The following is a 12,359-nucleotide window of genomic DNA, read 5'->3' on the forward strand; positions in this document are numbered from 1 at the left end:
CGTCCTGACATTTTTTCTTCATTCAAAATAGTCAGGATGGGTTCTGTATTTAAAGCCGAAAGTATGCCTATTTCAATTTTGATAGTTCTTGCTACCTTGGCCATCGCTTTTGGTGTAATGTTATATTTTAAAAATAAAAACAATGCACTGGACAATGCCCATAGAGATCTTGTAGGATATTATCTGGAATGTATAGAGCACCATCGTGTTGCTTGTGCTGCTAGGGAAAATGGACTAAATAGCTATAGTTTTATATCGTATAATTTAAAAGAATCATTGCTAGATCAAAGTATAGTATAAATTAGAAATTTTCACGATAATTGTACTAATGAAAAGGCAAGGTCTAATTTTTTTGTTAGCAGTTCTAACGATATTAAAATGTTATGCTCAGCAAAAAAAGCTGGACAGCCTTTTAGGGGTTTCAAAAACTCAAAATGGAGAACTCCTAGTTGGCACTTTAAACGAGATTTCCTGGCAATATAGAAACATACAATTGGATAGTGCTTTGGTTTATGCAAAGGCGGCGCTATCGGAAGCAAAAAAAACGAAACAAGAAAAACTTTATGCATCTGTGTATATTTCTATGGCCAGTGCTTATCAGGCCAAAGCAGATTACGATAGTGCCATTTATTTCCACTCCAAAAGTCTTTCTGTCAATTATTTAAAGGCAGATAGTATTGGCTTGGCCGATACCTATAATAATTTAGGGATTATAGAGGATGAGCGGGGAAATTTTGAAACTTCACTTGGGCATTATTTTAAGGCGTTGAGAATTTATGGAAATAATGCTACTGATCCGGACCTACTGCCCATGGTATTGAGCAATATTGGCATCGTTTATAAAAAGCAGGGAGAATATGCTATGGTGTTGGACTATTACCAACAAGCACTTGAATTATATAAGAAAAGTAAGAATACATTTGGGATTACGGTTGCTGCCGGGAATATAGGCTCGGTAATGCTACGTTTAAAAAAATTTGACAACGCTATAAGTTATGCACTTGATGCTGCCGAAGGATATAAAAAATTAGGGTACCATAGATATGTGCCTTATATGTTGAACAATGTTGCCGTAGCGGAAGATAGTTTGGGCCAACATGGGAAAGCCGAAAAAACTTATTTGGAGGCTATGGATATGTTTGCTTCAGATAATAATGAATATGAACTAACCAATACTAGGATAGGTTTTGCCAAAAACCAATTGGGTTTTAAAAGATATGATGTTGCAATAGCTCAATTGGATAAGGCTTTGGAAGTAGCCCGGCAGAAGGATTTTAAAGAATTTGAGGTCAATGCGCTACAATTACTATCGGAAGCCTATTATAATAAAGGGGATAGTGATCTGGCCTATACCACTAGTCAAGCGTTTATTAATAAAAAAGATAGTTTGTTTCAGATTGCCAAAACCAAGGCAATGTTTGAGTTGGAGGCAAAATATCAGGCAGAAAAGAAAGAGAAGGAATTGTCTGAACAGCAATTGCAATTGACACAAAACAAAATGGAGATCGACAAAAAGAACAATCTAATTTATGGCCTACTTTCCTTGGCTTTTTTATTGGGATTGATCGGTTATCTTTTTTACGGGCAACAGCGATTGAAGAACAGGCAATTATTAAAGGAAAACGAATTAAAAACAGCTTTGGTTCATATAGAGACCCAAAATAGATTACAGGATCAAAGGTTAAGAATATCAAGGGACTTGCATGATAATATTGGCAGTCAATTAACCTTTATTATCTCATCAATAGATACCTTAAAGTATGGTTTAACCGCTGGAGAGGATAAAATAAAAAATAAATTAAGTGAAATTGGGATGTTCACCAAAACCACGATTAATGAATTGCGCGATACGATCTGGGCAATGAACAAAGAGAACATCACTTTTGATGACTTACAATATCGGTTGAACATCTTTATGGCAACCGTAACCAGAGCATCAGAACATATAAAATTAAATTTTACGGTAGATTCGGATATAGATCCAACCTATTCCTTTACTGCAGAAGAAGGGGTAAATCTATATCGAATCATTCAAGAGGCTGTTAATAACGCCCTAAAATACGCTTTTGCAAATAGTGAAGAATTAGAACATACTATGGAGGTCAGCATTCATAAAACAATGGATTATTTTCATGTAGAAGTAACCGATAATGGCGTAGGTTTTGAACTTTCCGAAGTTACGTTGGGCAATGGCCTGTCCAATATGCAAAAAAGAGCTAAGGATCTAAATAGTGAATTAAAACTGACTTCAATGTTGGGCCAAGGAACTTCAATAGTTTTTAATATCCCTGTTAGAGATTAGAAAATGAAAATTAAAATAGCCATTGTAGATGATAGTTCTTTTCTGTTAAAAGCAGTAGAGGATAAGCTTGCTTTTTTTGAGGCTATAGTGGTGAAATGGAAAGCGGTCAACGGATTGCAATGCTTGGAAAAACTGGAAGAAAATCCCCATTTGGATCTGATCTTGATGGATATAGAAATGCCTATTTTAGGTGGTATTGAGGCTACCGAAAGAATAAAGACAAGATACCCCCAGATTAAAATTGTTATGCTGACGGTTTTTGATAATGATGAGAATATTTTTAATGCTATTAAAGTAGGGGCTGATGGGTATTTGTTAAAAGATGTTGACCCAGATACCTTGTACAAAGGAATTTTGGACACATTAAATGGAGGAGCGGCCATGACTCCTTCAGTGGCACTAAGAACCCTTAAATTACTTAGAAACCCAATAGCTTTGAATAATATTACGGCCCAGGAAGAAGTCTTCCTGACAAACCGTGAGGTGGAAGTTTTGGAGCAATTGGGCAAAGGCCTTAGTTATACTAAAATTGCCGAAAATCTTTTTTTATCGCCCAGTACCGTTCGAAAGCACATAGAAAACATATATGTAAAACTTCAAGTGCATAGTAAATTGGAAGCGGTAGAAAAGGCAAAACGCAATAATCTTATTTAAAAATTAGCATTATAATTCTTGATTATAACATATATTTAATGATATGAAAAGGTTTTTTGTTGGTGTTATATTTACGTTGGCTATTGTTTTAATTTTTCGTTCCTGTTCGGAGGAGAAAGAAAAGAAGTCCATTTTAAAGGAGAATTCAATGCTTATTCAGGAACAGATCAATAACGTTTCCAAATTGATCGTTACCGAAGGGCACTTTGCCGAAGTGTACAATTATAAGGATTCCCAGCAATTATTTGGTCCGTTGATTACTGCCGATAAAAAAGCATTGGTGGTGGTGAATGCCGAGGTGACCGTAGCCTATGACCTAAGTCTAATAAAATTTGACATCGACGAGACTACCAAGACACTGCGCATTATTAGTATCCCGGAACCGGAAATTAAGATAAACCCAGATTTTGAATACTACGATGTTACTTCGGATTATTTAAACCAGTTCAACGCCGAAGACTACAACAAAATAAAACGCAATGTTAATGCGTCCCTACTGAAAAAAATTGAGGCCTCAACTTTAAAGTCCAATGCGCAGAACCGACTTCTAAGTGAGCTGTCCAAATTTTTGGTACTTACCAATTCCATGGGTTGGACACTGACCTATGGGGATAGGAACATCCAAAATTTTGAAGAATTAAAGTTGCTGGATTAAAAATTACCTATAAGAACGACTTTCCTATTATTTCACAAAGGTATTTGCCCACTTAATATAGTTTTCCCAATCGTAGTCGGTAACATCATGCTTGCCGGTACGGATGTGGTAGGAAACGGTGTTATGTATAGGTTCATTTACCTTGGGCATTTCCATGGTTTCTATTCCTTTTTTGCCGTATAGGTTGTAAACTTGTGTTGCATAATGTGCGGAAAGGAACTCTCCCCTGGGATCGGCCCATTGGTCTTCCTCCGCACTGGCTACATAGAGTGGCCTCGGTGCAATCAACGCCAACAACTGGTGTTGGTCTACGGGCAATGCTTCTTCATGGTCACCGTACTGGTTGAAATTGTCACAAAACCAGTGTGGAAACCTTTCGTTTATCACCGATATGGTCTCTCCAAATTTACGTTTGGACAGAGCGGCGCCCCCGCAGCCCGAGTTGTTGGAAATTACCCCGGCAAATCTTTTGTCCGTAGCTCCGGCCCAAAGGGATGTTTTTCCCAGTCGCGAATGGCCGAAGGCAATTACCTTGGAAGCGTCTATGTCAGGATCTTTTTCAAAATAATCCAAAGCCCTTACCATGCCCCAACTCCAAGCCGCAATACTGCCCCATTCAGCAGGTTTAGGCTGATTCTGGCCTTGTTGATACAAGAGGCTATGAATGCCATCCGAGAAATCATTTTTATCCGGGTCTACTTCACCATAATATATGGTAGCTAGGCCATAACCGGCATCCAATATTTTTTCAACTGCCCAGCGATTCGTTCTTTTTCCCCTGGACTCCTCGGTCAAAGTGTTGTTTTTGATCCCGAATGATTCATTGTTATTGGCCCAGGCCGATGAAATTATTACAGCTTTATCCTCTGTGATGGTGTGGTTGCCATAAAAATTATAGCCCAAAAAAACGGGTGCCTTCACTTTGTTTTTCGGGAGATAGAGCAAAATGGTATAACTCAAAGTTTTGCCATTGTTCTTAAAAGTAAGTTCTACTTGCTTGCGCTTGGCTTTTCCGTTAAGGACATTGTTGTCCTGTTCTAAAATGGTATAGGAGTCTATCTTAAGGCTTTTTGGAATCTTACCGTATATATCGTTCTCAAAAAAACGAAGTAGTTCCGGCCGTCTTACTTTTTCCCAGTTTTTTGCCGAATTAATTTTATAACCGCTAAAAGTCAGTAATGGATCGGGCACCTCAAAGGAAGGAACCTTGCTTTCTTCATAATTGGTTTGGGATAATATAGGGGACATGGATAAAATAAAAAAGGAACACACAAAACAAGTTAAAAGCTTCATTTCAGATCTATTAAAGGTAGCAGCATAAATATAGGGAATCCAAATGAAACTAATGAGCAGGATTATGATACCAAACTTTTGTCCACTAATTCCAGACCGTCATCTATTAGGTGTCCAAGTTGTGGTTTTTGGTGTTTAAGGGTTTCCAAGTAGGATTTCAGCTCTTTGGCAAAACTTACATCGTCATTATTTTTTGCCAATTCGTACAATTCAACCGCAAGCAACCAATCTTCTGGATGGTTGGCTTTTATTTCCTGGAAAACCTTGTTTCTAGAGATAGTTACGTTTTTGCCTTCCCTGAATTCCCTAATTTGCTTGTATAACTGCTCTAATTGCTTCCTTTTTTCAGTTTTGGCCGATTTAATGGTGGTGTCGGTGACTTTGTGCGTAACCAGATCAAAACTATTTAAATCTGCCGGGCCATTGAACACAGAAACAATATTTTCTCCCACGGCCATATGGTATAAGCCGTGGTCCGGATGAAATAGGATTTCATCATTATGGGTAACCGTGCAATTTGCCATGGTAATCAGTATAATTTCTCCCTTAAGGTTTCTGGTGCCCGTAATAATTTCCCCTGAAACTTTTATGTCTCCGATGAATTCAAGGTCCACCACTTTACCTTCATAGATATTGTAGGCCTTTAAATCGCGGGGACTCATATCCTCTATCGCAAGATTTATGCCTTTCAATTTCCCTATGGGCGAACCAAATCCGTTTGTATGTTGCTTAATGCCGTGCCCAATCAATTCCTTTTCGCGGTAGGCAAGGGCTGTATTTCCTTTGGTCTGTAAATAGACCGGTTTTCCGTCATGGGCAATGGCACTTTCAAAATGCCCAGATACTTGCAGGCCCGTACTTAGCTCCACTGTACCCATTTCCTTGGAGTTGATAAGTTTTTCCAAGCCACTTAGGCCACCTTGTCTCAAGGACATGGTGTTGGCAAATTCCTCCAGTACTTGGTTTAGATAAGCAAAATCCGGAGTAACAAAAAGTTGGGGCTGAGGTTGGGTTATGTCGAAGGAAGTATGCGCTGCTTCTATGGAATATGGAATTTTCTTAACCTTATCGGTCATACACCAAGCACTTTCCCCAATAGAGGAAAGTAAACCTGCACCATATATTTTTGGTCTATCCACGGTACCGATCAGTCCGTATTCTACAGTCCACCAATGAAGATTTCGAATCAGGGCCATTTCACTTGGCTCGCCCATATTCAATTGTAGGTCTTCAATTTTCTTTTGGGCCTTATCAATTTCTTCTTGAGGGGTGCCTTCGGCCTCCTTTATAATGGACAGATGTCTAACGGCTTCGTATAATTCGTAATCCTTGGCACTGGAAATGGCCTTGGATCCTATCTCTCCAAACCTACGCAGGTATTCCGCATATTCGGGATTGGCTATAATAGGGGCGTGCCCAGCTCCTTCGTGTATAATATCGGGCGCGGGGGTATATTCAATATGCTCCAATTGCCGAATATCCGAGGCTATGACCAAGACATTGTAAGCCTGGAATTCCATAAAGGCAGAAGGGGGAATAAAGCCATCCACGGCCACGGCCGCCCACCCTATTTCTTTCAAAATACGGTTCATACCGTACATATTGGGAATATAATCTATGGAAATCCCCGTTTTGTTTAGGCCCTCCAAATAACTTTTATGGGCCACTTTACTTAAATAATCTACATTTTTTCGCATTACATAGCGCCATACCGCCTGATCTATAGGGGAGTAATCCTCATAATTCTGCGGTTTTATATACTGCTTCAAATGCTCGGGAAGCTTATCCAAAATGAAATTGCTTTCAAAAGACATAGATGGTGTTTTATTCTATTAAAGATACAAAATGCCCCCTTGTTCCCAAAGGATGACCTTTCGTAATTATATAACTAAATAAAGTGAAAGGACAATTAAGGGGATGGTTTAATGGCAGTTGGCATTTTTAAGGCAACCTATTTATTGGGATGGGAACAAAAAAAATTCCCTTCCTTAATGGGAAGGGAATTTGGGAGAATTTAATCTAAAAAATTACCTAAACATGCTCCAGGTAATCGGTATTTTTTATGGTCAAAAGTTTAATTCATAGCTGATCCGGGAGGATAAGCTTCCAATATTTCAGAAACGAACTCTTTTATCCTTTTCTCTTTCTTTTCCATATTTCTAATGTTGTTCAAGGTGCCAACGCCCCTTCCTTGCCAAACCAGTTCCTTGTTCTTGGCATCTATGATGTCTATATATAAAGAGCCTTCGGTTCTTGTGCTAACATTGTTTCCTCCGTAATATGGAGATCCCCAGTAAAATGGAGACCAGCCCCAGCCATAAAAGCCTGCGCCCCAATAGTTGCTGTACACATCTACCTGTTGTCTTTCCTTGGTAAATATGCTTAATAACATATCGGGATTTTCGGATTTTACGTAACCTCTAGAGCTCATTTCAGCATCAATGGCCTTTAGTATTCTCTTCTTGTCCAAATCTGAAATCTGGGCCTTGTCTATCCCAGTTTTATAAAAGGCATAGGTTTTGAACGAATTAAAATTTGCTTCTTTATCATAATCGGATAATACACGTACCGATGTGCAGGAACTGGCGAAGAGCAGAACCAAGATCGGAACGATTAAAAATTTAATTTTTTTCATAGCTATTATATTTGAATTAGTACTTGTGATATTCAATGTAATCAAGCTCAAAAATCATGCCGAATACCTTAGTTTTGGCGCTGTGTGTTCGTTTTTTGGTTATAACCGTACGGACAATGTCTGCAGCCACTTTCGCAACAATACCCCCTTTTTAGATGATATTGTTTTGTAAAAACTTTGTAGCCTTCCTCTGAAAGGTAAAAATCCCCTTCCTCCAATGGTATAAATTTCTTCATTGATGTAAATTTATGCGATTTATGCCAAATAATTTATGCTGGTCAGTTAAGTGGGGGGTAATTTAACAGAGTTTAGCATACTTTTTGTATTTGAACCTATTTTGTTCGTAGTAAGTCGATTATGAAAAGATTTTATGAAGCTCCCTGTTATCTTTGATAGGCGTGATATTTATCCGATAGAATGATTTTAGTTTTTAAACATGTATTTTACAAAAACTATGTGGGACTCTCCTTTTGGCCCTTCATTATTTTGAAGAACTCTTCTTTAAAAAAGGATGCCACGCTACTTAACCACGAAAAAATACATCTAAGACAACAACGGGAACTATTGATAGTACCCTTTTATTTTTTGTATTTGTTGGAAGGTATTATTAGGTACCTTGTGTATTTTGATGCTTACAAGGCCTACCAAAATATTAGCTTTGAAAGGGAAGCCTACGATAATGAAACTAATTTATATTATCTACAAGAGAGAAGGACTTTTAGTTTTATTAAATATCTTTGGGGCCAAAAGCCTTAGGCGTGCAGGGAATAAATCAGGAAGTAGACCTTTCTATTTTAAGTAAAAAACAGGTTACCCTGGTGGTAAAAAGGGAAGACCTGATACACCCGTTTATTTCTGGCAATAAATACCGAAAACTTAAGTATAATATTTTGGAGGCCAAGCAAAGGGACTTGGATACCATTTTAACTTTTGGTGGGGCCTATTCCAACCATATTGCCGCTACCGCCTACGCTGGAAAATTATACGGTATAAGGACCATAGGGGTAATCAGGGGCGAAGAGCTAAGTCAAAATTGGATGCACAATCCCACCTTGGCCAAGGCCCATGAGCATGGGATGAGTTTTAAATTTGTTTCTAGAACTGCTTATAAGGAAAAGGCGGATATATCATTTTTAGATATGTTGGACAAGGATTTTGGTCCATATTATTTGATTCCCGAGGGAGGTGCAAATTTGTTGGCCGTGAAAGGTTGCGAGGAAATATTGACCCCGGATGATAAGGGTTTTAACGTCATTTGTTGCAGTGTGGGAACAGGTGGTACCTTGGCCGGAATTGTCAATTCTTCCCTTCATTATCAGAGAATTATAGGCTTTCCCTCGCTAAAAGGTGATTTTTTAAAAAAAGATATTCGTAATTTTACAGCCAAAGAAAACTGGGAAATCAACACAGATTATCATTTTGGGGGTTATGCCAAAGTTTCTGAAATGCTTATAGAGTTTATTAACTATTTTAAGGAAAAGACCAATATTCCTACAGATCCCATTTATACGGGCAAGCTTTTGTATGGAATTTTGGATTTGGTAAAAAATGATTATTTTAAACCTGGAACCAAAATTTTGGCAATACACAGTGGTGGTCTACAGGGGATAGCAGGAATGAATTTAGTATTAAAAAAGAAGAATCTACCATTAATAAAAGTATGATAAAAAGAATAGCGATAACAACAATATTGGGTTTGTTCCTGGTGAGTTGCGGTGTTAAAAAGAGAACTACCTATGCTAAAAAGCCAGACCCAAGGACTACTACAACTGCTACCAAGTCGGCCTCCAAACCGCTGAGCGAATCCAAAAGTGAGGGCGCCTATGCCTTGCCGGAGGACAATGGCAAATTTGTAAAATTCACGGTTAATTCTACCGAGGAATATATAGAGACCTTTGCCGAAATAGCGCAATTTGAAATGAAGGCTTATGGCATACCCGCCAGCATTACCTTGGCACAGGGTATCCTGGAAAGTGGTGCGGGCAGAGGTGTTCTTGGCGCCAAGACCAATAATCATTTTGGAATAAAATGTCATACGGGTTGGGAAGGAGATTATGATTTTCATGATGACGATGCAAAAGGGGAATGCTTTAGAAAGTATAACCATCCCATGTACTCCTTTAGGGACCACAGTGAATTCTTATCTTCACGGGCCAGATATGCGTTTTTGTTCGACCTGGATCATGATGACTATAAGGGGTGGGCCTATGGTTTAAAAGAGGCAGGTTATGCAACGGACCGTAAATATCCCCATAAGTTGATTGCACTTATAGAGCGCTATGAACTGGATAAGTATGACAGGACAGTTGTAAAGTCTGGGGGCATTGTAAAAAAGGAACCTAAACAGTACGAACATAAAATTCATGTGGTGCAGAAGGGAGATACCCTATATTCTATTTCCAAACGCTACTTTGTCTCCATCCCAGAATTGATGAAGTTGAACAATATGAACAATAGCAATTTGGCCGAGGGCCAAAAATTGACTGTAAAATCTGAAAAAATTAGATAATCTATGATTTATAGAAGAAGCAGTGCTTTATTTGCTGAAGCACAGCGTTATATTCCTGGAGGGGTAAATTCCCCTGTTAGGGCATTTAAGGCCGTTGGGGGTAACCCTGTTTTTGTAAAGGAAGCCAAAGGGGCATATTTATACGATGAGGACGGTAACCGATTAATAGATTACATTGCATCCTGGGGGCCGCTGATCCTAGGTCATGCCTATGCTCCCGTAATAGATGCGGTAATTGAGAAGGCAAAAAAGGGAACGTCGTTCGGAATGCCAACGGAAATAGAAACCCAATTGGCAAAGCTTGCGGTTTCCATGGTTCCCAATATTGATAAGATACGTTTTGTAAACAGTGGTACGGAAGCCTGTATGAGTGCCGTGCGTTTGGCCAGGGGATTTACCGGAAAGGATAAAATAATAAAATTCGCGGGGTGCTATCACGGTCATTCGGATTCCTTTTTAATTCAAGCGGGAAGTGGTGCGGTTACCTTTGGGAGTCCCAATAGCCCCGGGGTTACCCAGGGCACGGCAAAGGATACCCTTTTGGCGGCTTATAATAATCTGGAAAGTGTAAAAGCCTTGGCTACGGCCAATAAAGGAGAAATTGCTGCCATTATTATTGAGCCCGTAGCCGGTAATATGGGGTGCATTATTCCAGAAGAAAACTTTATAAAGGGATTGCGCAATCTTTGTGACCAAGAGGATATTTTGCTGATTTTTGATGAGGTTATGACCGGATTCAGATTGGCAAAAGGGGGTGCCCAGGAAGTATTGGGTGTAGATGCCGATATCGTGACTTTTGGAAAGGTAATTGGAGGAGGATTACCTGTTGGTGCTTTTGCAGCTAGAGAGGAGATCATGGGACATTTAGCCCCTGATGGTCCTGTTTATCAAGCAGGAACGTTGAGCGGGAACCCTTTGGCAATGAGTGCCGGACTGGCAATGTTGACCGAATTGAACAATAATCCGGAAGTCTTTAGGAGTTTGGCCGATAAGACCAAATACCTAGGGAAAGGACTGGCACAGGTATTGACCGATAACAATATTCCTTTTCAGATGAATAGGTTCGGATCCATGATCTCTATTCATTTTACAGAAGAACCAGTGGTGGATTTTGAATCTTCGGCCAAAGGGAACAATGCAACATTCAAGAAATATTTCCACGGCATGTTGGATCAGGGTATCTACCTGCCTCCCAGCGCATTTGAAAGTTACTTCTTAAATGATGCCCTTAGTTATGAAGATTTGGATGAGACCATCACTGCGCTCTCCAATATTGCCAAAGATCTACATTGATCAGTAAAATACAGAAGGCTAAATAGACACTACTTTGCCTATTTAGCCTTCCTTATTCTAGAGGGGAAAAAGTTTTATTTCTTTCCGGACCTTTTCTCGTTGTCCTTCATTCCTCTGCCTTTTCTATGACCTTCCCTGTTTGCTTTCATCTTTTCCCATTTCATATATTGCTCCTTGTTCAATATTTTCTTCATCTTTTCTTTTTGGGCAATCTGATGATCCAGCATGGCTGTTTTCATGGCATAACGCTCTTCTGAAGTTAATTTTTTGGCCTCACCGCTTTCTTTTCTCGCCTTCATTTCATTCATTTTCTCTGAACGCTTCACAGCATTTTGCAGGTTTAGACTTTGAATTTCCTTTTGTTGGGCATCAGTAAGGTCCAAGGCCAGGGTCATCTGCTTCGTTTGCAGGGTGGCAATTTGTTCAGGACTCATATCTTTCATATCGCCTCTGTGGCCTCTTTCCCTTTCTGGTTTTTGTGCTATGGCAGTTATTCCGGCCATTAATACAACTAATACAACTAATTTTTTCATGTTATTTATTATTTACTGTTTGTATATAGGACAATATGGTAACAGATTGGTTTAATAGGAAAGCTAGTTTTGGGGCAATTTTAACAGAATGGCCTATATGGATAAGGGCGAGTATAGTTACTATAGCGGCATAAATTATTAATCCCAAAGGAATGGTAATAGGTGTATTAACTAACAAAAAATAAGGGCATAAACCTAGGTTTATGCCCTTATTCAAAACAAATTATTGGATTGTTGTTATTGTATGTTTATGAATTGATTTTCTGAGTTATCTGCCAAAGCTTCAATAGTAACTTTTGATTTTTCCGTTGAGATCAGGTCTTTATTTGCTGTAGTGTTGTCGGATAGATTATTGTAAACCAAAGCGGACACCAAAAAACAAATAAAATATAAAAGACTTTTTATTTTGTAGGACATAGATTTGGGGTTTTTTATTATACCTCTAAGATATATAATCTATTGTCTCCAAATTGGCCAATGTTGTG

Annotated in this window: 14 protein-coding genes; 8 read left to right on the forward strand and 6 right to left on the reverse strand. The window is 38.9% G+C overall.

Features of this window, described 5'->3' with window-relative positions:
• Positions 1–36: 36 nt before the first annotated feature.
• From MWU82_RS19500 to MWU82_RS19515, 4 genes are read left to right on the forward strand one after another with little or no spacing between them, the layout of a single operon-like run.
• Positions 37–300: a hypothetical protein gene (locus MWU82_RS19500; RefSeq protein ID WP_247097629.1), complete on the forward strand. Its 264-nt coding sequence runs from the start codon at positions 37–39 to the stop codon at positions 298–300.
• 28 nt (positions 301–328) lie between these two features.
• The gene (locus MWU82_RS19505; RefSeq protein ID WP_247097630.1) at positions 329–2,302 is read left to right on the forward strand and encodes a tetratricopeptide repeat protein; all 1,974 of its coding nucleotides are present in this window, start codon (positions 329–331) and stop codon (positions 2,300–2,302) included.
• Positions 2,303–2,305: 3 nt separating this feature from the next.
• Positions 2,306–2,956 carry a response regulator transcription factor gene (locus MWU82_RS19510; protein ID WP_247097631.1) on the forward strand — a complete coding sequence of 217 codons (651 nt, stop codon included), beginning with the start codon at positions 2,306–2,308 and terminating at the stop codon, positions 2,954–2,956.
• Positions 2,957–2,999: 43 nt separating this feature from the next.
• Entirely contained in the window at positions 3,000–3,611 is a 612-nt protein-coding gene (locus MWU82_RS19515; protein WP_247097632.1) for a DUF4230 domain-containing protein, read from the forward strand.
• A gap of 27 nt (positions 3,612–3,638) precedes the next feature.
• Here the strand turns inward: MWU82_RS19515 and MWU82_RS19520 are convergent, their stop codons facing one another.
• The 4 genes from MWU82_RS19520 to MWU82_RS19535 all read right to left on the reverse strand — a co-directional run bounded on the left by MWU82_RS19520 (position 3,639) and on the right by MWU82_RS19535 (position 7,775).
• Positions 3,639–4,904, reverse strand: coding sequence for an acetylxylan esterase (locus MWU82_RS19520; RefSeq protein WP_247097633.1), 1,266 nt, complete (start codon positions 4,902–4,904; stop codon positions 3,639–3,641).
• Positions 4,905–4,966: 62 nt separating this feature from the next.
• On the reverse strand, positions 4,967–6,718 hold the full coding sequence (locus tag MWU82_RS19525; protein WP_247097634.1) for an aromatic amino acid hydroxylase: 1,752 nt from the start codon (positions 6,716–6,718) through the stop codon (positions 4,967–4,969).
• A gap of 260 nt (positions 6,719–6,978) precedes the next feature.
• Complete coding sequence (locus MWU82_RS19530) at positions 6,979–7,539, reverse strand: DUF4136 domain-containing protein (protein WP_215949206.1); 561 nt, start codon at positions 7,537–7,539, stop codon at positions 6,979–6,981.
• A 68-nt stretch (positions 7,540–7,607) separates the two neighbouring features.
• Entirely contained in the window at positions 7,608–7,775 is a 168-nt protein-coding gene (locus MWU82_RS19535) for a DUF5522 domain-containing protein (protein WP_215949207.1), read from the reverse strand.
• A 181-nt stretch (positions 7,776–7,956) separates the two neighbouring features.
• Between MWU82_RS19535 and MWU82_RS19540 the strand changes: the two genes are divergently transcribed.
• From MWU82_RS19540 to hemL, 4 genes are read left to right on the forward strand one after another with little or no spacing between them, the layout of a single operon-like run.
• The gene (locus tag MWU82_RS19540) at positions 7,957–8,295 is read left to right on the forward strand and encodes a hypothetical protein (protein WP_247097635.1); all 339 of its coding nucleotides are present in this window, start codon (positions 7,957–7,959) and stop codon (positions 8,293–8,295) included.
• A gap of 2 nt (positions 8,296–8,297) precedes the next feature.
• Positions 8,298–9,203 carry a pyridoxal-phosphate dependent enzyme gene (locus tag MWU82_RS19545; protein WP_247097636.1) on the forward strand — a complete coding sequence of 302 codons (906 nt, stop codon included), beginning with the start codon at positions 8,298–8,300 and terminating at the stop codon, positions 9,201–9,203.
• A complete protein-coding gene (locus MWU82_RS19550) occupies positions 9,200–10,048 on the forward strand; it encodes a glucosaminidase domain-containing protein (RefSeq protein WP_247097637.1) in 849 nt (282 codons plus the stop codon). The genes MWU82_RS19545 and MWU82_RS19550 overlap by 4 nt, the downstream gene beginning before the upstream one ends.
• A gap of 3 nt (positions 10,049–10,051) precedes the next feature.
• Positions 10,052–11,341 (forward strand): glutamate-1-semialdehyde 2,1-aminomutase, encoded by a 1,290-nt coding sequence (gene hemL / locus MWU82_RS19555; protein ID WP_247097638.1) that lies wholly within the window; start codon positions 10,052–10,054, stop codon positions 11,339–11,341.
• Positions 11,342–11,415: 74 nt separating this feature from the next.
• Here hemL and MWU82_RS19560 read toward each other — a convergent pair whose 3' ends face one another.
• Together MWU82_RS19560 and MWU82_RS19565 are read right to left on the reverse strand one after the other, a co-directional pair.
• The gene (locus MWU82_RS19560; RefSeq protein WP_247097639.1) at positions 11,416–11,874 is read right to left on the reverse strand and encodes a hypothetical protein; all 459 of its coding nucleotides are present in this window, start codon (positions 11,872–11,874) and stop codon (positions 11,416–11,418) included.
• Positions 11,875–12,111: 237 nt separating this feature from the next.
• Complete coding sequence (locus MWU82_RS19565; RefSeq protein ID WP_215949213.1) at positions 12,112–12,291, reverse strand: hypothetical protein; 180 nt, start codon at positions 12,289–12,291, stop codon at positions 12,112–12,114.
• Positions 12,292–12,359: the final 68 nt, after the last annotated feature.

The organism is Arenibacter sp. S6351L (genome assembly GCF_023016025.1).
In the GTDB taxonomy this organism is placed as follows: domain Bacteria; phylum Bacteroidota; class Bacteroidia; order Flavobacteriales; family Flavobacteriaceae; genus Arenibacter; species Arenibacter algicola_B.